The 20,266-nt window shown below is 67.1% G+C and carries 21 protein-coding genes; 12 read left to right on the top strand and 9 right to left on the bottom strand.

All coding sequences use genetic code 11. The features are described 5' to 3' along the window. The 4 genes from CXY77_RS14875 (at position 1) to CXY77_RS19965 (ending at position 3,595) form a co-directional block, all read left to right on the top strand. Positions 1-795 carry a CoA transferase subunit A gene (locus CXY77_RS14875; RefSeq protein WP_092341587.1) on the top strand — a complete coding sequence of 265 codons (795 nt, stop codon included), beginning with the start codon at positions 1-3 and terminating at the stop codon, positions 793-795. After that, positions 795-1,469: a 3-oxoacid CoA-transferase subunit B gene (locus CXY77_RS14870; RefSeq protein ID WP_092341588.1), complete on the top strand. Its 675-nt coding sequence runs from the start codon at positions 795-797 to the stop codon at positions 1,467-1,469. The genes CXY77_RS14875 and CXY77_RS14870 overlap by 1 nt, the downstream gene beginning before the upstream one ends. A 136-nt stretch (positions 1,470-1,605) precedes the next feature. Continuing rightward, positions 1,606-2,832, top strand: a complete 1,227-nt coding sequence (locus CXY77_RS14865) for an acetyl-CoA C-acetyltransferase (protein WP_104088566.1) — start codon at positions 1,606-1,608, stop codon at positions 2,830-2,832. Positions 2,833-3,253: 421 nt separating this feature from the next. Next, positions 3,254-3,595 carry a hypothetical protein gene (locus tag CXY77_RS19965; RefSeq protein WP_140425545.1) on the top strand — a complete coding sequence of 114 codons (342 nt, stop codon included), beginning with the start codon at positions 3,254-3,256 and terminating at the stop codon, positions 3,593-3,595. Here the strand turns inward: CXY77_RS19965 and CXY77_RS14860 are convergent. From CXY77_RS14860 to CXY77_RS20885, 3 genes are all read right to left on the bottom strand, one after another. Beyond that, positions 3,515-4,768, bottom strand: coding sequence for an acyl-CoA dehydrogenase family protein (locus CXY77_RS14860; RefSeq protein WP_092341591.1), 1,254 nt, complete (start codon positions 4,766-4,768; stop codon positions 3,515-3,517). The genes CXY77_RS19965 and CXY77_RS14860 overlap by 81 nt on opposite strands. Positions 4,769-5,074: 306 nt before the next feature. After that, positions 5,075-5,944, bottom strand: coding sequence for a metal-dependent hydrolase (locus CXY77_RS14855; RefSeq protein ID WP_104130381.1), 870 nt, complete (start codon positions 5,942-5,944; stop codon positions 5,075-5,077). Between the two features lie 147 nt (positions 5,945-6,091). Further along, positions 6,092-6,214, bottom strand: a complete 123-nt coding sequence (locus CXY77_RS20885; protein ID WP_255408738.1) for a hypothetical protein — start codon at positions 6,212-6,214, stop codon at positions 6,092-6,094. 179 nt (positions 6,215-6,393) lie between these two features. Here CXY77_RS20885 and CXY77_RS14850 point away from each other — a divergent pair, with 179 nt between their 5' ends. Beyond that, entirely contained in the window at positions 6,394-6,639 is a 246-nt protein-coding gene (locus tag CXY77_RS14850; RefSeq protein WP_134505318.1) for a hypothetical protein, read from the top strand. A 51-nt stretch (positions 6,640-6,690) separates the two neighbouring features. Here the strand turns inward: CXY77_RS14850 and CXY77_RS14845 are convergent, their stop codons facing one another. The 3 genes from CXY77_RS14845 to CXY77_RS14835 are packed head-to-tail and all read right to left on the bottom strand — an operon-like array spanning position 6,691 to position 10,128. Then, on the bottom strand, positions 6,691-8,037 hold the full coding sequence (locus tag CXY77_RS14845; protein ID WP_104088561.1) for a threonine/serine exporter ThrE family protein: 1,347 nt from the start codon (positions 8,035-8,037) through the stop codon (positions 6,691-6,693). Continuing rightward, complete coding sequence (locus CXY77_RS14840) at positions 8,034-9,257, bottom strand: acyl-CoA dehydrogenase family protein (RefSeq protein ID WP_233197438.1); 1,224 nt, start codon at positions 9,255-9,257, stop codon at positions 8,034-8,036. Before CXY77_RS14840 ends, CXY77_RS14845 begins: the two co-directional genes overlap by 4 nt. A gap of 10 nt (positions 9,258-9,267) precedes the next feature. After that, on the bottom strand, positions 9,268-10,128 hold the full coding sequence (locus tag CXY77_RS14835) for a DUF4349 domain-containing protein (protein WP_092341595.1): 861 nt from the start codon (positions 10,126-10,128) through the stop codon (positions 9,268-9,270). Positions 10,129-10,269: 141 nt separating this feature from the next. Here CXY77_RS14835 and CXY77_RS14830 point away from each other — a divergent pair, with 141 nt between their 5' ends. Both CXY77_RS14830 and CXY77_RS14825 read left to right on the top strand, forming a co-directional pair. Beyond that, complete coding sequence (locus tag CXY77_RS14830) at positions 10,270-10,491, top strand: hypothetical protein (protein ID WP_092341596.1); 222 nt, start codon at positions 10,270-10,272, stop codon at positions 10,489-10,491. Positions 10,492-10,493: 2 nt separating this feature from the next. Beyond that, the gene (locus CXY77_RS14825) at positions 10,494-11,333 is read left to right on the top strand and encodes an alpha/beta fold hydrolase (protein WP_092341597.1); all 840 of its coding nucleotides are present in this window, start codon (positions 10,494-10,496) and stop codon (positions 11,331-11,333) included. Here CXY77_RS14825 and CXY77_RS14820 read toward each other — a convergent pair. Together CXY77_RS14820 and CXY77_RS14815 are read right to left on the bottom strand one after the other, a co-directional pair. After that, positions 11,330-12,286, bottom strand: coding sequence for an SDR family oxidoreductase (locus CXY77_RS14820; protein WP_104130380.1), 957 nt, complete (start codon positions 12,284-12,286; stop codon positions 11,330-11,332). The genes CXY77_RS14825 and CXY77_RS14820 overlap by 4 nt on opposite strands. A 416-nt stretch (positions 12,287-12,702) precedes the next feature. Beyond that, positions 12,703-13,653: a nucleoside hydrolase gene (locus tag CXY77_RS14815; protein ID WP_104130379.1), complete on the bottom strand. Its 951-nt coding sequence runs from the start codon at positions 13,651-13,653 to the stop codon at positions 12,703-12,705. A gap of 192 nt (positions 13,654-13,845) precedes the next feature. Here CXY77_RS14815 and CXY77_RS14810 point away from each other — a divergent pair, with 192 nt between their 5' ends. The 5 genes from CXY77_RS14810 to CXY77_RS14790 all read left to right on the top strand — a co-directional run bounded on the left by CXY77_RS14810 (position 13,846) and on the right by CXY77_RS14790 (position 18,297). Beyond that, positions 13,846-14,964 carry an adenosine deaminase gene (locus CXY77_RS14810; RefSeq protein ID WP_092341600.1) on the top strand — a complete coding sequence of 373 codons (1,119 nt, stop codon included), beginning with the start codon at positions 13,846-13,848 and terminating at the stop codon, positions 14,962-14,964. A gap of 69 nt (positions 14,965-15,033) precedes the next feature. Next, positions 15,034-15,477: a PTS sugar transporter subunit IIA gene (locus CXY77_RS14805; protein ID WP_092341601.1), complete on the top strand. Its 444-nt coding sequence runs from the start codon at positions 15,034-15,036 to the stop codon at positions 15,475-15,477. Continuing rightward, positions 15,474-15,749 (top strand): PTS sugar transporter subunit IIB, encoded by a 276-nt coding sequence (locus CXY77_RS14800; protein ID WP_092341602.1) that lies wholly within the window; start codon positions 15,474-15,476, stop codon positions 15,747-15,749. The genes CXY77_RS14805 and CXY77_RS14800 overlap by 4 nt, the downstream gene beginning before the upstream one ends. Positions 15,750-16,300: 551 nt before the next feature. After that, positions 16,301-17,353: an NAD(P)-dependent alcohol dehydrogenase gene (locus CXY77_RS14795; RefSeq protein WP_104130378.1), complete on the top strand. Its 1,053-nt coding sequence runs from the start codon at positions 16,301-16,303 to the stop codon at positions 17,351-17,353. A 251-nt stretch (positions 17,354-17,604) separates the two neighbouring features. Continuing rightward, positions 17,605-18,297 (top strand): DUF1345 domain-containing protein, encoded by a 693-nt coding sequence (locus tag CXY77_RS14790; RefSeq protein ID WP_104130518.1) that lies wholly within the window; start codon positions 17,605-17,607, stop codon positions 18,295-18,297. A gap of 142 nt (positions 18,298-18,439) precedes the next feature. On the opposite strand, the gene CXY77_RS14785 is transcribed toward CXY77_RS14790, so the two are convergent. Next, the gene (locus CXY77_RS14785; protein ID WP_104130517.1) at positions 18,440-20,221 is read right to left on the bottom strand and encodes a phospho-sugar mutase; all 1,782 of its coding nucleotides are present in this window, start codon (positions 20,219-20,221) and stop codon (positions 18,440-18,442) included. Positions 20,222-20,266 lie beyond the last annotated feature (45 nt).

Raw genomic sequence — 20,266 nt, 5'->3', positions numbered from 1 at the left:
ATGGACAAGACCTATCCCTCCGCTGCGGCTGCCGTCGCTGACATTCCCGATGGTGCGTCGCTCGCCGTCGGCGGGTTCGGCCTGGTCGGTGTACCGATCGTGCTCATTCGTGCGCTGCTCGCGCTCGGCAGTACCAACCTGCACGTCGCGTCGAACAACTGCGGCGTCGATGGGTGGGGGCTCGGCGAGCTGCTCCGCGAGGGCCGGATCAGCCGGGTTATCGCTTCGTACATCGGTGAGAACAAGGACTTCGCCCGCCGCTACCTCGGTGGTGAGCTCGAGGTTGAGCTCACCCCGCAGGGCACTCTGGCCGAGCGGTTGCGCGCTGGCGGCACCGGAATTCCGGCGTTCTACACGGCGAGTGGCGTGGGCACCATGGTCGCCGACGGCGGACTGCCGTGGCGCTACGGCCCCGGCGGCGAGGTCACCGTGTCATCGCCGCCGAAGGAGACCCGGCTGTTCTCGTCGCTCGGCAGCGAGAAGGAATACGTGCTCGAAGAGGCCATCGTCACCGATTACGCCCTCGTGCGTGCAGCCAAGGGCGACCGGCACGGCAACCTCGTGTTCGAGAAATCGGCCCGCAACTTCAACCCGGTGGCCGGCATGGCCGGCCGCATCACCATCGCCGAGGTCGACGAACTGGTCGAACCCGGCCAGATCGACCCCGACGAGGTGCACCTCGCCGGCATCTACGTGAACCGCATCGTGCAGCTCGGCGCGGTGGATGCCGCTGATCTGCCGATTGAGAAGACGACGACGCGGCCGCGACCGTCGACGGAAACTGGGGCGAACTGATGGCTCTCACGCGTAACGAAATGGCTGCCCGCGCCGCCCAAGAGCTCGCCCCGGACTCATATGTCAATTTGGGCATAGGCCTCCCGACGCTGATTCCGAACTTTCTCCCCGACGGCGTGCACGTCGTGCTGCACTCCGAGAACGGTGTGCTCGGCGTGGGCCCGTACCCGTGGGAGGGCGAGGCCGACCCCAAGCTCATCAATGCCGGCAAAGAGACCGTCACGGTCAACCCGGGAGCGGCGTACTTCGACTCGGCGCAGAGCTTCGGCATGATCCGCGGCGGGCTGATCGATGTGGCCGTGCTCGGCGCCATGCAGGTGAGCGTGGTCGGCGATATCGCCAACTGGGCGGTGCCCGGCAAGATGATCAAGGGCATGGGCGGCGCGATGGACCTCGTGCACGGCGCCGACACCGTCATCGTCGTCATGGAACACACGACCAGGACCGGCGAGTTCAAGATCAAGAAGGTCTGCGACCTGCCTCTGACCGGCAAGGCCGTCGTCACGCGCATCATCACCGATCTCGCCGTGATCGACGTCAGCCCTGACGGCCTCGTGCTGCGCGAGGTCGCGCCCGGCGTCACCGTCGCCGAGGTACAGGCCGCCACCGAGGCCACCCTGCTCGTGCCGACCCCGCCGACCACCATCACGACCCTGATCGGCGCTGGCACGTGATGATGCTCGCCGCGACGACCTTCCGAAACACCCGCACCGCCCTGTGCGGGTTGCCCGCCCGGTGTGCCCGTCGCGACCGGGGCGCTGTGCCCGCCCGGAATTGCTTCACCACCACCCTCAGCAACGGAGCCGCCGCATGACCACCACCACCACCCTCCGCCAGGTCGTCATCTGCGAACCGCTCCGCACGCCGATCGGCCGGTTCGGCGGCGCGTTCAAGACCGTCGCCCCGGCCGACCTCGCTGCGGCGGTCATCGTCGCGCTGCTGGAACGCACCGGACTCGACGGCGCCCTCGTCGATGACGTCATCTTCGGCCAAGCCTATCCCTCGGCCGAGGCCGCGCCCGTTGCCCGGGTCGCCGCCCTCAACGCTGGCCTGCCCGTCACCGTCGGCGGCGTGCAGGTCGACCGCCGCTGCGGCAGCGGCCTGCAGGCCATCCTCGACGCCGCGATGCAGGTGCAAACCGGCGTCAGCGATCTCCTGATCGCCGGCGGCGTCGACGTCATGAGCCAGGCCCCGCTCTACACTGTCGATTCCCGCTGGGGCCTGGCCGGAACCGCCGGCGTGCTGCTACGCGACGCCCTCGGCCGTGGCCGCGAGACCGCCGGCGGACGCAACTATCCGGTGCCCGGCGGCATGCTTGAAACCGCCGAGAACCTGCGCCGCGACTACAGCATCGACCGCGTCGAACAAGACCAGCTCGCTGTGGAATCCCAGCGCCGCGCCCTCGCCGCCGTCGCCGACGGCCGCTTCGTCGACGAGATCGTGCCGGTCACCGTACCCGGTCGAAAGGGCCCCGTCGTCGTCTCCGTCGACGAAACTCCGCGCGACACCACCCTCGAGGCCCTCGCAGGCCTCACACCGATCATGGGCAAAACGGATGCCGCAGCCACCGTCACCGCCGGCAACGCCAGCGGCCAGAACGACGCCGCCGCCGCGTGCATCGTGACCACCCCGGAGCGGGCGGCTGAACTCGGGCTGACTCCGATCGTGCGGCTTATATCGTGGGCACGCGCCGGAGTCGAACCATCCCGCATGGGCCTCGGCCCGGTGCCCGCGACGAAGCTCGCACTCGAGCGCGCCGCGCTCACTCTCGCCGACATGGACCTGATCGAACTCAACGAGGCCTTTGCCGCCCAGGTGCTCGCCGTCAGCCGGGAGTGGAACTTTGTTCCCGAAGACTGGGCCCGCACCAACGTCAATGGCTCGGGCATCTCGCTCGGTCACCCGGTCGGCGCGACCGGCGCCCGTATCCTCGCCACCGCGAGCCGCCACCTGCAGCGCACCGACGGACGCTACCTGCTCGAAACCATGTGCATCGGCGGTGGGCAGGGCCTGGCGGCCATCTTCGAACGCGCCTAGCAGCATCCGCTTCGCCGAGGTGTGAGTTTGCGCCCATTCTCGGCCAAATTCGGGCTAGGACTCACACCTTGGCGAACGGATGCTTCAGACTACGCCGACATCGAGGTTGATGTAGCCCAGATACCCCGTTGCGGTCATCATCGAAGCCGACCTGGGCGGTCAGTACGGTGGCCTTGTTGACGTGCACCTTCAAGTGGATGTGCACGGTGCGGCCCCGATACCAGCCTGGCCAGATCGTCGTGAACTGCACGATCCCGTTGGCGTCGGCGACCTGGGCCCCGCGCAGATAGGTGCCGTCGTCGCCGGGCGTGGCCTCGGAATCGCCCTCGGTGTAGCTGCCGTCGGTCGTGGCACCAGACCCGCCAGAACCAAAGCGAGGTCGTTGCGAATGGAATCCACGTCGAAGTAATACGGCCCGGCCGTGCGCGACTCGGTCTCAGTGCCGCAGGATGACCCGACCGCGTCGAGCTTGGCCACGATGTCGCCGGCCGCGCTCGTCGACGGGGTCAGTGTTGCCGTGCCGCTCGAGGTCGCCGCCGTGGTCGCTGAGCCGGGCTCGGCCGTGCTGCACGCGGTGAGCAGGGCACCGAGTCCGATCGATCCGCCCAAGCCGAGGGCCCTTCGGCGGCGTCGTGAGGCGACCAGCGGCATCCGTCTTGGGGATCTCCGGGCCCGCAAAACGCTACTGGAACGCGGAGATGCCGGTGATGGCGCGGCCGACCACGAGGGTGTTGATTTCGTAGCTGCCCTCGTAGGTGTATAGCGCTTCGGCGTCGGCGAAGACGCGGGCCATGCCGAAATCGGTGGAGATTCCATTGCCGCCGAACACAGAACGGCCGAGCGCCACGGACTCCCGCATGCGGGCGCTGGAGGAAGCCTTGGCCAGCGCGGCGTGCTCGGGCCGCAGCGTTCCGGCCTGCTGCAGCTGGGCGATGCGTACCATCGTGCCGAGCGACGTCGTCGCGTTCTCGAGGATGCGTACGAGCTTCTCCTGCACGAGCTGGAACGAGGCGATCGGCTTGCCAAACTGCTGGCGCTCGAGGGCATAGCGCAGGGCATGGTCGTAGGCGGCGAATTGCAGCCCGACGGTCTGCCAGCCGACCCACACGCGGGAGTTGGTGAGCAGCCGGTTGGTGTCGCGAAAGCTCGAGGCTCCCGGAAGGCGGTCGCGCTCGGCGACCACGACATTGTCGAGGGTGATCGTGGCGTTCTGCACGATGCGCAGGGCGATCTTGTTTTCGATGGCCTCGGCCTTGTAGCCGGGCAGGGTGGCGTCGACGATGAAGCCCTTGATCTGGTCGTCGGCGGTGTCGCGCGCCCAGACCAGCACGTTGGCGGCGAAGGTTCCGCTGCCGATCCAGCGCTTGACGCCGTTCAAGGTCCAGCTGGAGCCGCTGCGCGTGGCGGTCGTCTCCATATTGCGCGAAACGTCAGAGCCGTGCTCCGGCTCGGTGAGGGCGAAGGCTCCGATCTTGCGCAGGGAGACGGCGTCGTCCAGGTAGCGTTCGTGCTGGTCGTCGGTGCCGAGCTGGGCAATGGCCGCCGCGAACAGTCCGCTATGCACGCCGACGAAGGTGGAGATGGAGGCATCTACCCGGGAGAGCTCGAGGGTCATGAACCCGTGCAGCAAGAAATTGTTGCCGCGGGCGCACAGCTCAACCAGGTTGAGGGAGGTGAGCACGGGAATGATCTCGAACGGGAAAGTCGCGTTGTTCCAGTGCTCGGCCACGACCGGGCGGATCTCGCGTTCGAACACAGCACGGGCCTGGGCTACGAGCTGCTGTTCCTCGGGGGAGAGCAGGTCCTGGTAGGAGAAGAAGTCGGCGGTGGGGCCGGTGAAGAAAGCGGGGCTGGCGGCATCCGTTTCGGGGTAGGCCGTTGCGTCGTCTATGCCGCGGGTGGCGGCGATGTCGGTGCTGGCAATGACAATGCTCATGGCTGGTCCTCTCTGACCTGGTACACCTGAATTGTGCGCCAATGAGCCCAATTGCGCAATCTCTCGCCTGAAGACCGTGCATAATGCCAAAGACTTGGGGGAGGAGGCCCGCCAGATTGCCCTCTCTGCGCGAGTGGACCGAGCGCCCAATTGTAAGCCCCCGAGGCGGGCGTCAGGAGGTGATCGCCGAGGTGCGTCATCGACCCGTGAGTTTCGTGCGCCGAGGTGTGAGTTTGAGTGCGAATTTTGCTCAAAATGGCCTCAGACTCACACCTCAGCGAGCGGATGGCTACCGCGCGCGACCCGCTAGCGCGTCGCGGAGGTGTTCATAGTCAGAACGTCGGTGCCGTCCAGGTCGTGCAGGCCCAGCGTCACGGTCACGACACCGAGGGTGCTGAGCGACGAAACGTGGGTGCCGCCACAGGGGATTCGCACGCTCGTGCCCGGCAGCTCGCAGACCCAGTAGCGGCGATCGGTCAAAAGGTCGCCGTCGCGGTCGATGTGCACCGCGGCTTTCGTTGATGTCCAGTCCAAGAGGGTCGCGTTGATGGCTGCTTTGAGCTGGGGCAGCGCTTCGGCGAACCCGTCCACGGAGAAACCCTTCTTGCGCAGCGACTTGCCGAGCCGGTAGGTGTCGACCGAGGCGTTCGGCCCGATCAGCGACTCGTCGATGGCGAGGCCGTCGAAGTCGGGATGGCCCAGGGCGTCGGGGCGCACCTCCTTTTTCCAACGGTCGGCGAGTGCGAGGTTGAGCGCGAGCGAGGCGAGGTGGCAGCTCGTGTGCCCGGCGCTCGTACTGTCGCGCAGGCCCTCGTCGACCTCGACGGTGACGGTGTCGCCGGCCGACAGCCCGTCCGTCTCGACCACGTGCACGACGACGAAGGCCCAGCCGGGCGTTCCCTTGCCCACCGGAATGTCCTCGCCGATATACAGCGCTGACCCGTCGGTGGCGCCCACGATGCAGTCTTCGACCGGCCAGAACGCGGCGCCGTGGTGCAGCAGGGCGAGGTCGGGGCCCTGGTCGGGCCAGCCCGCATCGACCGGATGCACGGGTGTCACGTCGAGCAGAACCGCAAACCCGCCGCCCGGCAGCAGCTCGGAGTGCAGAACGGTCGCCTGGGCGTCGACCGCGCCACCCGGGTAGAGCACACGGGTGTCTTCGGTGGGCAGGGTCATGGCTGGTCCTTTCACTGTGGCAGACGGCGCGTCATCCGAGCGGATGCTACGGCGCAAGCGGGTACATCAACCCAGCGGATTGAAGTGGTGCGAGAAAAAAAGAGGTGCCGCCACGATCGTGGCGGCACCTCGTGCGCTGGTTGGAACCTAGCTCTTGCGGGCCCGAGAAGCGGTCTCTTCAGACTTCGCCTTCTTGTCGGCCCTCTTTTCCTTGAGGGACTTGTCGGCAACCTTCTTGGTTGCATCCTTTTTCGGTGATTTGTCAGCCATTGTGTACTCCTTCGCGCCGAGCCGTGGGGCCCCGTCACCTTGAGAATACGCGGGTTTAGCGCAAACGTCATCTTGCGGCACGGCTCAGCCGGCCAACCCGCCGGCAGCCCTGTGCACGACTGCCGGTGTGTCGTATGCTGTCGCTCTACCGAACCGTTTCTCGTCGAAAGGTCACCCTCATGAGCCATAGCGCCACCTACCGTGCAGTTCTCTTTGGACCGAACCCGATCGCCGCCGGAACCGAAGTGGAGCTGGAATATATCGACGGTGCCTACCAAGACGTCGTGGTGCTCGAGTCGGTCGAAGATACGGAAACGATCACCCGCACCTACAGGCGCGGTCGGGAGACCGAGGAGCCCATTCCGTACCGGTTCGTCGAAGAAGACGTCGCCGAAGACGACGGAGAGGCCGACGTTCCCAACTGACGCGAGTGGCGGCATCCGCTTTCACAGCGGATGCCGCCACTCGTTCGAAAGTTAAATGCGCTTGGTGGAGTCCCGGCCGAGCCGCACCGGCAGGGCCATGAGCGGTCCGACGAAGCGGCGCTGCAGGCGACGAGCCGGACCCCAGACGATCTGCACAACGTACTGCGACAGAAGAGCGCCGGCCGCGAGTGCCATGGCAATGCCCGCCGCGGTGAGCAGCGAGAGCAGCCCATTGATGTCGCCCTCCGAGAGCTTCAGCAGTCCGCGAAACAGGGTGAGCCCGGGAACGAGTGGTACCAGGGCCGTCACCATGATCACGAGCGGGGGAGTGCGCACCATGCGCGCGGCGACCGCGGCGAGCAGGCCGACACCGAGGGCGCTCGCCGCTGACCCCCAGACCAGGCCAAATCCGCCGGCCATCGCGGCCACGAACAAAAACTCAGCGAGGGCGCCGAGCACACAAACCACCCAGATCGCCCGCCACGGCACCTGAACGGCGAGCGCAAACCCGATAACGATCACCACGGCAGCCACCAGCAGCACCGGCAGAACGGCCAGGGTCACGATCGGGTTTGAATCGATCTCGAGAACCAGGCCGAACCGCGCCAAAAAAAGCGCCGAACCGGACACCCCGGTGACCAGGCCGGCCGTGATCAGCAGCGCCTCGACCAACCGGGCGGTGCCGGTGAGGTAGAACCCCGACAGTGTGTCGTGCACGGCGCCGAAGGTGGTGACGCCGGCCAGGAGCATGATGATGGTGGCGACGACCACGAGTGAGGGGCTCGCGGTGGGGTCGATCACGCCCACGATCGCGGCGACGATCGGGCCGACCGCACCGCCGACCACGGTCTGGTAGAACAGCGGAACTTGCCGGTGGTCGAGCACCGAAGTGATCCAATCGATGATCCAGGTGGCGATGAACGCGGCGATGATCACCGTCGGCCCACCGCCGATCAGCACGGCAGCGCCCGCACCGACCAGGCTCCAGCCGATGCGGCGCCACTGTTTGGGCACCTGAGGCTTCGAGCTGACGATGGTCGCCAGAATCTTGCGCGCCTCGGCCACCTCGATCGGCTTCTCGATGATGTCCGCGATCAGCTCCGAGGTGGCGGTGAGCTTGGAGTAGTCGAGGGTTCGGTATTTCACGTTGCGACTGCGGGTGATCGACTCGTGCGTCGCCGGGTCTTCCTGCGTGAGCGTGATGATGGTGTGCGTGATGTTCGCGTCGGTGCCCTTGAGCCCGTAGGCACGGGTGAGCGCGATCATCGCGGCGGTCGCGTCTTCGGCACCGGCTCCGGCGGTGAAGATAACTTCCGCGAGTCGCATGGTGAGGTCGAGAACGGCCCGGGTATAGCCGGAGTGGTCGAGGGTGATGGCGGTGGTCTTGCTGAAGGTCATGGGGTGGGCAGATCAATCGGGCCGAGAACGGATGCTGCGGCGGTGGCGTGCGCGGAATCCGCGTCGGAGGGGTGGAAGAAACCGGCGAGCACGTCGCGGTAGAGCCGGGAGAGTTCGGAGGTCGTGTTGTAGGCCTGGCCGCCGGCGACTTGCACGGCGGTGTCCACGACGAACTTGGCGTTCTGTGTGGCCCGGTATTTGAGCCCGGACAGCTGCGCGAACCAGGCCGGTCCGACCGTGAACGAAAGCTCGTCGACCGCGCGGGCGAGGGCGTCGATTTGCGGGTAGATGCCGTCCATCGCGATGACGAGGTCGCCGACCCGCCATCGGGCCACCGGATCCTGCGCATGCGTGCGCCCGTCGTTCTTCAGCGAGGTGCGCCGGTGCGCTCCCGCGACGGCGAGCTCCAGCGCGCGCCGGCCGATTCCGGTGTAGACCGCGGAGAGCAGAATCTCGAAGTTGGCGAAGATTCCGGCCACGAGCGGGTCGCCGTTCGGACCGACCGGCAAGCGTCGCACGACCCGGTCGGGGCGGGCCAGAGCGCCGTCGAGCACGGTGCTCTGGCTCTGGCTGGCGCGCATGCCGAGGGTGTTCCAGTCATCTTTGGAGCGGATGCCGGCATCCGCTTTCTCGAGAAACGCCCAGACGATCGCGGGGTCTGACGGGGCGGTCGAGTCGAGTCCGAGGGTGCCGAGCCGGGTCCAGGCGGGGGACAGCGACGTGAAAACCTTGGTGCCGGTGAACCGGTAGCCGCCTTCTGGCGTAGGGCGGGCGTCCGTTTGGGAGCCGAACAGAACCAGGTCGTTGCCGGGTTCGCTCACGCCGAAGCCGAAGATTTCGCCTCGGCCGGCCTCGTCGAGCAGAAAGTCGAGCGAGCGGTCGCCCTGGGCGTGCAGGCCGCGGGCGACGCCGGTCCAGACCAGGTGCATGTTCACGGCGAGGGCGGTGGCCGGGGCGTGCGCGGCCAGTCGGGTCTGCTCGCGCATGATCTGCTGCAGGGTGAGTCCGAGTCCGCCGAACTCTATCGGCACCAGGGCGCGCAGGTAGCCAGCGGCGACGAGCGCTTCGAGGTCTTCGGTGAAGAACGCGTTGGCCTGGTCATACCCGGCAGCCCGCGAGCGGATGCCCGCCAGCAGCTCGGCGGACAGCAGCGATTCGTCGCTGGAGGGTACAAAAACGGGCGCCGCGGGCAGGGCTATGGCAGGGAGAAACTTGGTCACACAGACAAGCCTATGCAGCCTTGCGGCGCCGCGCGAACATGCGCACGATCAGAAGCACAATTGTCCCCACAATCGCCAGCAGGACCAGCCAAGGCAAGGCAACTCCGAGGCCCACCAACAGGCCGCCGAGGGCGGTCACGAGGGCGGTCCAGCCGGCGATGATTCCGCTCCAGAAGGTGTCGGGACCGCTCGCGGCGACGGTGCCCTCCGCGACCAGTTCGAGCTGCACGGTGGAGTAGTCGATCTGGTCGGCGAGGTAGTCGCGCTGGGACTGCAGGCTTTCCAGCTCGCCCTGGCGACTCGACAGGGCACTTTCGATGCTGATCAGGTCGGCCGTGGTGGTGGCCGACGCCATCAGCGCCAGCAGCCGGTCGACCGAGGTGGTCAGCGCGGTGATGCGGGCGTCGAGGTCCTGGCTCTGCTGGGTCACGTCCTGCGCGGTGAGCGTGACGAAGTTGAGGGTGCCGAGCTTTTTCAGCTCGGCCAGGGTGCGGTCGAGTTCGTCGGACGGAATGCGCAGGGTCAGGTTGGCGCTGGCCGGCTGCACGTCGGTGGCCGGGTTTTCGCTGCGGCTGTCGACCCGGCCGCCGGCCTGTTCCGTGATCGTGACGGCCGATTCGCTCGCTTTCACCGGGTCGGTGGCGGTGATCGAGAGGGATCCGGTGGTGATGACATCGCGGCTGGAGGTGTTCACGTCGCCGGTGGTGCCGGTGACGGAGGCCTTATCGCCCGCGGCAGGAGCTACGCCGCCGGAGACGCTTTCCGACGAATTTCCCGAATCGCTGCTCACCGAGCTGCCGCTGTTCGTCGTGCATCCCGCCAGCAAAACGGCCGCCAGAAAAACCGCGATCACACCCCAAGTTCGTCTCATGTCTCACTGTATTGGCGCGCCGACGCCCGGGACTGGAGGCAGTCTGGGAGTCGGATCACAATTGGGACTCGATGTCTGTCCCCCGAAGTAAGGTCGTGGGGTCGGCGGTTCAGCCCGACTCGCGACGACCAGGAGGACGACATGGGATTCATTGACGATGCCAAGGATGCACTCGACGCCACCGGCAAGAAGATCGGCCGGGCTGTGGATGACGCCAAGGACCGCGTCGAAGACAAGGCCGATGAGGTCAAAGCCGACGCCAAGGTGAAGAAGGCGGAGGGCGACGTGAAGCACGCCGAGGCCGAGCGGGGCGTCACCGAGGCCAAGAATGACTTCAAAGCCACGCTGCGCGACGATAATTAGATATGACCTGGTGGGCGGAGCGGATGCGCAGAGCGCGTCGGCCCCGCCCGCCGCTCTTGCACGTCGCAACGGATGCCGGCAGCGGCCCGGTCGTCATTCTCGTGCACGGCATCGCGTCGTCGTCGGTCACCTTCTACGAGGTGATCCCGATGCTGACGCCGAATCACCGGGTGATCGCCGTCGACATTCTGGGCTTCGGCCAGTCGCCCGCGCCAGACGGGTGTGAGTACCGGCTGGAGGATCATGTCGGGGCCTTGGCCGCGACCATCCGCTCGCTGAAGCTGAAGGAACCATTCGTTCTGGTCGGGCATTCGCTTGGCAGCCTGATCAGTACCCGGTATGCGGCCATGGAACGGCACGGTCGGTTCTGGGCAGCGTGGCGCCGGCTGACCGCCCGCGGACCGGTCTCCCGCTTGCTGCTGGTGGGACCGCCGGTGTATCTGTCGCCGAGTGATATCGGGGATCCGCGGGTGCGGGCCCGGGTGAGCGCCTACCTGCGTGCCTACGATTTTCTGCGCGCCAACAAGGAGTTCACACTCGCCAACGCCGCGATCATGTCGCGCCTGCTGCCCAAGGGCATCTTCGAGCTGACCGAGAAAACCTGGACGCCGTTCATCAAATCGATGGAGCACTGCATCGAATCGCAGACCGTGGTGAGCGACATCGCGAGCCTCACTGTGCCGGTCGATGTGATCTATGGGGCGCTCGACGCGTTCATCGCGCAGGGCAGCATGACCGTGATCGAGCGGATGCGCCACGTCACCATGCACCGCGTGGAGGCCAACGACCACATCATTCGGAAGCGCCTTGCCCGGGTGCTGGTGAAGGTGATCGACGGCTAGACGGCCGGGAAGGTGACCCCGGTGAGCTCCTCGGAGAGCGACCAGAGGCGGCGGGCATCCGCTTCATCGAGGGAGCGCGGGGGCAGCTTGGCCGGCGCGGGGCTGCCGGTGAGTTCGCCGAATCCGCCGGGGCCGTAGTAGCCGCCGCCGGCCGCGGCCGGGCTCGTCGCCGCGTAGAGTGCGGGCAGGATGCCCTGGTCGATCTGCTGCCACATCCAGCCGATGCGGTGGCTGGCTTCGTTCACGGCGAGGAAGACCTTCGCCGACGCGCCGTTGTGCGTGGGCCCGGTGATCTGCAGGTTCGTGACGGTCGCGCCGGGGTGCGCGGCGACGCTGCGCACGCCCCAGCCGCCGATAATGCTGCGCCGGTTGAGTTCGCGCGCGAACATGAGCGTCGCCAGTTTGGAGAGAGCGTAGGCGCGGTGCGGGCGGTAGCGCAGGCTCTGCAGGTCGTTGAAATCGAGGCGGCCGGTGCGGGCGATCAGGCTTGAGAGGCTCACGACCCGGCTGGTTCCGGCGGCGCGCAACAGCGGAAGCAGGTGGGCGGTGAGCGCAACATGGCCAAGGTGGTTGGTGCCGAACTGCAGCTCGAACCCGTCTTCGGTCTCGTCGCGCACGGGCGGCATCATGAGGCCTGCGTTGTTGAGCAGGATGTCGATCGGGCGTCCCTCCTTAGTGAGTTCCTCGCCGAATCCGGCGACGCTTGACAGCGACGCGAGGTCGAGGTGACGGATGCTGAGGGTCGCGTCGGGGTTCTCCTCCTTTATCCGTTTGATGGCCTCACTGCCCTTCTCCTCGTTGCGCACGGCGAGGATGACCTCGGCGCCCGCCCGGGCGAGGCGGCCGGTGAGTCCGAACCCGAGTCCGCTGTTGGCGCCGGTGACGACGGCGAGCTTGCCGCGCAGGTCGGGAACCTGGATATCGGGGAGGGTCTTGGTGCTGGTCTTCGTCATGAGGCTCCCGTTGTCGTGGTGCTCTATTGAACCCGTTCGGGCGGGGGAAGTCACGCGGCTGCCGGTGTGCCGGGCACATTCACGGGTGCGCACTGGCCGGTCTGCGACTGCTCTGCGGCTGCTCCGCGGCTGCTCCGCGGCTGCGATTTCGCTCCAAGACAATGCCCCAACTCCCGCGCATTGGCGCAGCCCCCGCGAATCAGCGCACCTCCCGCGCAGCGTGGCGCCACCTCACCGTGCCACGTCCCGCCTGACCCACCTGCTCGCACCCTCGCTGAGCTTGCCCCGCTGCTCGCCTGACCCCTCACTCTCGGGGACGGGGCCCAGGCCCCGTCCCCGGGCCCAGTTTACAAACTGGGCCCAAGGCCCGGGCCCGGGCCCCGTCCGTCTTGCCGGCGCCCTGCAGGCCGGAGCGCTCAGCCCTGCGGCGGGTCGCCGATGCGTTCGAGGGCGTCGACGATGAGCGCCCAAAACTTCTCGTGGTCCAGGTCGACGGCAACCTGGGTGGTGCAATCCGATGGGGCCGGCGCGCGAAAGTCCGCCACGGTCATGCCGAGGGTGAGGGTTCCGGCCAGTTCCACGTCGAGCGGAGCCTTCCGCACGGTGATCACACTCGGATCGATCACGTAGGCGACCGCGCACGGGTCGTGCACTGGTGGAAAGTCGAAACCCTGGGCATCCTTGTAGGTCTCGGCGAAGAAGGCCAGCAGATCGCCGACGAACCGGGCCGGCGCCGTGCCGACGGCCGCGATGCGGGCGACGATATCGGGGGTGGCGAGAGCCTGGTGGGTCAGATCGAGCCCGATCATGGTCAACGGCCACTTCTCGTTGAAGACGATGTGGGCGGCTTCGGGATCGATGACGATGTTGAACTCGGCCGTGGCCGACCAGTTGCCCACGTGGTAACCGCCGCCCATCAGCACGACCTGTTTGACCCGCTCGACGATGCGCGGCTCCTTGCGGGCGGCGAGGGCGATGTTGGTCAGCGCGCCGGTCGGCACGAGGGTGATCTCACCCGGCTCGTGCGCCATGATCGTGTCGATGATGAGGTCGACGGCGTGCCGGCCGTCGAGCTCGAGCGTGGGTTCGGGCAGCACCGGGCCGTCGAGGCCGGACTCGCCGTGAATCGACGGCGCCGTCTCAATCTGCCGAACCAGTGGGCGCGGGCATCCGGCGGCAAATGGCACGCCGGTGATGCCGGCTACGCGGGCGACCGAGAGAGCGTTGCGGGTGACCTTGGCGAGGGTCTGGTTGCCCATCACGGTGGTCACGGCGACGAGGTCGATGTTCGGATTGCCGTGCGCGAGCAGCAACGCGATCGCATCGTCGTGGCCGGGGTCGCAGTCGAGGATGATTTTGGAGGGCACAGCTCAGGGTACGTGGTCGTGCGCTTTCCGAGCCCCATGCAGTCTGCAAGACGCAGCGAGGACGGGCGACCAAAGCGACGGGAGGCGCGGCATCCGCTCGCCGCATTTCTGATGGTCCGTCCAGAGCGCCTCCGATAAGCTGGGCGCGCGGTTGTAGTTCACATCCGCCCCCGTACCGAGGAGCTTGTTCGTATGACTTTGATCGAGGAATTCCTCATGCCCGGCGGCGGCACGAGCATCAACACCCTGCCCAAGGTCTCCCTGCACGACCACCTCGACGGCGGCCTGCGCCCGCAGTCCATCATCGAGCTGGCCGACTCCATCGGATTCGTGCTTCCCACAACGGATGCTGACGCCCTGGGCGAATGGTTCTCCGACCAGTCCAACGCCGGCTCGCTCGTGGAATACCTGAAGACCTTCGACGTCACGACGGCCGTGATGCAGACCCGCGAGGGCCTCAGCCGCGTCGCCCGCGAATTCGTTGAGGACCTCGCCGACGACGGAGTCATCTACGGCGAGATCCGCTGGGCTCCCGAGCAGCACCTGGCCCGCGGACTCACCCTCAACGAGGTCGTCGAAGCCGTGCAGGACGGTATCGAAGCAGGCATCGAGAACGTCGAGCAGTCCGGCCGCAGCATCCGCATCGGCCAGCTCATCACCGCCATGCGCCACGCGAACCGCGGCCTCGAGATCGCCGAACTCGCCGTGCGCTACCGGTTCGACGGCGTCGTCGGGTTCGACATTGCCGGTGCCGAAGCCGGCTTCCCGGCCGGAAACCACCGGGCAGCCTTCGACCTGCTGGCCCGCGAATTCATGCCGGTCACCGTGCACGCCGGCGAGGCCGACGGACTCGACAGCATCCGCGGCGCCCTGTTCGACGGCCGCGCCCTCCGCCTCGGCCACGGCGTGCGCCTGGCCGAAGACGTCACGATTGAACGTCAGGACGACGACAACACCTTCGTCACCCTCGGCCCGGTGGCCCAGTGGGTGCGCGACCGCGAGATCACGCTCGAACTGAGCCCCTCCTCGAACCTGCAGACCGGAGCGGTCGCCGCCTGGGGCGAGGAACTGTTCGACCACCCGTTCGACCTGCTCTACCAGCTCGGCTTCAAGGTCACCGTCAACACCGACAACCGTCTGATGAGCGACACGACCCTCACTCAGGAGCTCGCCCTGCTCTCGGATGCCTTCGGTTACGACCTCGGCGACCTCGAGACCTTCCAGCTTAACGCGGCCCACGCCGCCTTCCTGCCGCTGGAAGACCGCGAAGAGCTCGTCGAAGCCATCGAAGCTGGCTTCGGCGACGCCTGAGACCGGCCGCCCGAGCCGGCACCTCCACGACCCGGCTCACCCGCACCACCCGTTTACCCGAAAGAAATCATGCCTCTCCCGCACCTCCCGCTAAACGCCATCACCATCGGCGCGCACGCTGACGACTGGCCGGCCGCCATCACGGCGGCCGGTGACGCCCTCGTGCGTTCCGGCGCCGCGACATCCGCTTATACCGAGCGCATGATCGCGGTGATTCGCGAATTCGGCGCGTATATCGTGATCGCGCCGGGCCTGGCGCTCGCGCATGCCCGTCCGGGAGCGGATGTTCTCACCGACGGACTCTGCGTCGTCACCCTCGCCGAGCCGGTCGCCTTCGGGCACCCGCACAACGACCCGGTCAGCGTGATCGTCGGTCTGGCCGTGACCGGCGCCGACGACCACCTGCAGTTCGTCGCCGAACTCGCCAACGTGTTCAACGACCCGAAGGTGATTTCGGCGCTGGCCGGCGCGACCACCGCCGAGTTCGTGCAGAGCGTGTTCGGTCGATCATGAAGATCGTCGTGATGTGCGGAATCGGCCTGGGCACTTCGGCCATCCTCAAGGTCAATGCCGAGCGCGCTCTCGAACGCCTCGACATCGACGCTAGTGTGCAGGCCACGGATGTCGCCGGTGTGCGCGCCGCCGCCGCCGACGCGCAGGTCATCCTGACTTCGTCGGAACTCGTCAACGCGATCGGCAAGACCAACGCCGACGTCATCGTCATCAACAACTACTTCGACGTCGACGAACTCGTCGCCAAGCTTGAGGTCGCCCTGGGCTCCTAGCCCCCGCTTTGTGCGCACGCGGGTAGCGTTCGGTGCCCGCATTGTGGACGGTTTACGCATCCCCGATGGTGCCCGCATTGTGGACGGGGCCCAGGCCCCGTCCACGGGCCCAGTTTATAAGCTGGGCCCCGGGCTATAAGGTGGGCCCGGCGTGCCGATTCCCCGCTTGGAACTTTCCGGGCCCGGTCCCCGAAGGTGGGCCCGGCACCCGCACGCCGTCGCTCACTCCGCGAGCGCCGCAAAATGGATACCCGCCAGCGCGAGCACGCCGCGCGGTGGCATCCGCTCGCCGAGCCGTGAGTTTCAGCCCGATTTAAGCAAAAATGGCCTGAAACTCAAGGGTCGGCGAACGAAACTCACAGCTCGGCAAAACTGACGCTACCGCTCCCTCAAACCAACGGAAGCGAATGCCGCAGCCCAATCCGCGCCGCGGCATCCGCTCACGACGCTGTGGCATCGTTTCGCGACCAGTACGGCCAGGCACGAGGAGTACGGTCATATGCGTATACATGTACTGACCTAATTGCTTGAAGTATTAGAAAGAAGAGAAAATGCGCGCCGTCGTATTTGAGGCTTGGAAGACTTTCCCGACTTTGAAGGACATCGAGAAGCCCACACCCGGTCCGGGTGAAGTGCTGCTGAAGGTGGCCGGTGCGGGCGCGTGTCACTCCGATGTTGCCGTGTACAAGGATTTCGAGGCAGCCACAGCGCCCCCACAGCTCGCGCCCAGTTATGTGCTGGGCCACGAAAACTCCGGCTGGGCCGAAGAGCTCGGGGAGGGAGTCGAGGGCATCACCCTCGGCGACGCCTTCCTGGTCTATGGCCCGATCGGCTGCGGACACTGCGTGGCCTGTTCCCGGGGCGAAGACACCTACTGCTCCAACGCTGCCACGATGCCGTACCTGGCATCGGGCCTCGGCCGCGATGGCGGCATGGCCGAATACATCGTGGTTCCGGCACGCAATCTGGTGCCGCTCGGCGATGCCGATCCAATTGCGGCCGCGCCGTTGTCGGACGCGGGCCTCACGCCGTATCACGCGATCAAGAATTCCCTGCCCAACCTCGCTGGCGGCGGCAAGTTCGCCCTCGTTGTCGGGCTGGGCGGCCTCGGCCAGGTTGCCGTCCAGATCCTCACGGCGCTCACCGGTGCCACCGTGATCGCGACCGATTCCAAAGCGGATGCCATGACTCGCGCAGAAGCGCACGGCGCCATCACCGTGGCCAGCGGCCCGGACCAGGCCGCGAAGATTCGCGAAATCACCGGTGGACGCGGCGTCGACGCCGCCTTCGATTTCGTGGGAATCGCTCCGACCATCGCCCTCGCCACCTCCGTCATGGCGACCAAGTCGCGCCTCACCGTCGTGGGGATCGCGGGGGGAAAGTACGAGTGGTCATTCTTCACCACGCCCTACGAGTCCACCTTGACGAACACCTATTGGGGAACCATCGAGGACCTCTACGAGGTCGTGGCCATGTACAAGGCCGGGCAGATCACGCCCGATGTCGAACTCTTCGCCATGGAAGACGCCCTCGAGGCGTACCGCAAGCTCGAAGCCGGAGAACTCACCGGCCGCGCTGTCGTCGTGCCGCACCTCGCCCGGTAGCCCGCCGCTGGCTGCGCGCCGGCGGAGGCGTGGCATCCGCTGCACCGTGGACGGGGCCCAGGCCCCGTCCACGGTGCCAGTTTCTAAACTGGGCCCCGGGCTATAAGGTGGGCCCGGCGCGCCGATGCCGCCCTCGCGCCGCTGACCGGCCGCGCCGCGCGACTCCGAAACCCCGCACTCCTCCTAGTCCGAAACCCCGCACGGCGCGTGGGCACGCCCAATGACCGCACGACGGGCCTATGCTCAGCGGCATGAGCGACAATGTGAAGCGGGGTGCCAGGGCCGAACATCGCTGGCCGGCCGTACTCGGGTTGCTGATTGCGCTCGCGCTCTACGCGACGCTGCCCAGCACGTTCCTCCCCGGCCTGCGCTACACGGTCGTCGCCATCGGTATCGCCCTGCTGATCCCGCTCATCGCCCTGAACCCGCATCGGCTGCACCGGGAGACCCGCTGGTCGAAATATATCGCCACTGGCCAGGCCTTTCTGCTGGTCGTCGCCAACGAGGTCGCGCTCGTGCAGCTCGTTATCCAGCTCACCTCGAGCGGCAAGAGTGACGGCCCGACCCTGCTGCTCGCGGCGCTGCAGGTGTGGGTGACCAACGTGATTGCGTTCGCCCTGGTCTACTGGGAACTCGACCGCGGCGGCCCGGTCTCCCGGCGGCATGCCGACCGTGCGGACTTTCCCCCGGCCGACTTTCGCTTTCCGCAGGACGAGGACCACGACGCCATCGACGAGGTCGCGGCCCGCTCCTCGCGGCGCATCGGCTGGGTCGCGTCATACTTCGACTACGTGTACTTCTCGCTGTCCAACTCCATGGCGTTTAGCCCGACCGACACGATGCCGCTCTCGCTGCGCGCCAAGTCGCTCATGGCGCTTGAATCGTTCGGCGGCTTCGTGCTGCTCGCCCTCGTGATCGCCCGGGCGGTCTCCCTGCTCGGCTAGCCGCCCCCGAACCACCGCGCCGCGGACGGGGCCCAGGCCCGAGCCCTGGGCCCAGTTTATAACCTGGGCCCGTGGACGGGGCCTGGGCCCCGTCCGTGAAAGCCCGAGCACTGAGCAGCGCCCGCGCGCCCAGCCGCACCACCTACGCGATCAGCGCTCGCATGCCCCGATCGAGCTCATCGAGCGCCGCCTGCGCCGCAGCGCGCCGCTCGACCAACGTACCGACCGTGCTGCGGGTGTCGATGTACACCTTAAGTTTCGGCTCGGTTCCGCTCGGGCGCACCATGACGCGCGACCCGTCCGTCAAACGGATGCGCAACACGTCACTCGGGGGAAGGTCGCCCAACCCCCAGCGAAAGTCGTCGATCTCGTCGACCCGAATGCGCCCGACGTGGGTCGGCGGGGACTCCCGCAGACGCGTCATCACGAGCGCGATCGTGGACAGTTCGGACACCCGCACTGAGATCTGACCCGACGCGAAGTGTCCGAACTTCTCGCTGAACAGGTCCAGGTAGCCGGCGAGAGTGGTCCCCTCCGACTTGAGGTCGCTCACCAGCGAGAGCAGCGCGACCGCGGCCGAGATGCCGTCCTTGTCGCGCACGGTCTCCGGGTTGACCAGATAGCCGAGCGCCTCTTCGAAGCCGTAAATCAGGTTAGGCACCCGCGATACCCACTTGAATCCGGTGAGGGTTTCTACGAAACGCAGGCCGTAGGCATCCGCTACCGCATGCAGGGCGGGAGACGACACGATGGAACACGCGAGTGCGCCGGCCTCCTCAGTGATAACAGCGTCAGGGTCAGAACCAGCCAGCGCAGCGGCCCGCCAGCCGAGAATTGCGCCAACCTCGTTGCCGCTCAGCCGGCGGTAGCCGCTCGCGCTGGACAGATCGGGGATGGCCACGGCGAGGCGGTCCGCATCCGGATCGTTGGCGATGATCAGCTCGGCGCTCACCTCGCGGGCGGTCTCGTAGGCGAGATCCATGGCGCCGGGCTCTTCCGGGTTCGGAAACGCGACGGTCGGAAAGGCGGCGTCCGGGGCGATCTGCGCGTCGACCAGGGTCGGCAGGTCGAAGCCGGCCTTGACGAGCACGCGGCGGGTGGTATCCCAGCCGACCCCGTGCATTGCGGTGTACACCGCGTTCACCTGCGCGCGCGGCGTGTGCGCGATGCCGGCTGTCGCCGCGATGTAGGCGAGCACGACGTCTTCCTCGGCGGTCTCATACGTCCCGCGCGGAAGCTTCAAGACGTGCTCGTCGGCGGCGACGCGCAGAATCTCGTCCGAGATCGCCTTGTCGTCGGGGGAGACGATCTGCGCGCCGTTGTTCGCGCCGCCCAGATACACCTTGTAGCCATTGTCATTGGGCGGGTTGTGCGACGCGGTCACCATCACACCGCAGCTCGCGTCGAAGTGCCGCACCGCGAACGCGAGAACGGGCGTCGGCAGCAGACGCGGCAAGAGGATGGCGCGCACCCCCGCGCCCGCCATCAGCGCCGCCGTGTCGGTCGCGAAGACGTGCGAGTTCTTGCGTCCGTCGTAGCCGATGACCACCGATGGCGTCACGCCGGGCGCTGCGTGCCGGCGCAGGTAGGTGGCGAGGCCGGCCGCGGCCTGCGAGACGAGCACGCGGTTCATGCGGTTCGGTCCGGCGGAAATTTCGCCGCGCAGCCCGGCCGTGCCAAAGGCAAGGCGGGTGTCAAAGCGCGAGTGTAGGTTCGACAGGGCCACCGTGTCGCCGTCGTCGACGGCATTGATGAGAGCGCGCAGCTGCGCCTGCGTCTCCGGATCGGGATCCTGATTCAGCCAGGACCTGGCCGCCTGCAGCAGCGCCGCTGTGCGGTCGCTCGGAGTCTCCGGCGCCTCGTGCGCGACCGGAGCCGTTGCGAGGTCGTCGACATCGTCGTTTGCCGTGCCATCAGGGCTCATCGTCTGGATGGCAACGGTCTGTTCTGAGCCGGCATCGTCGCTGTC

It is taken from the genome of Cryobacterium sp. N21, from assembly GCF_002929575.1.
GTDB lineage: Bacteria > Actinomycetota > Actinomycetes > Actinomycetales > Microbacteriaceae > Cryobacterium > Cryobacterium flavum.
The sequence above is the reverse complement of the archived record's forward strand: the minus strand, read 5'-3'. Positions and strand labels throughout refer to the sequence as shown.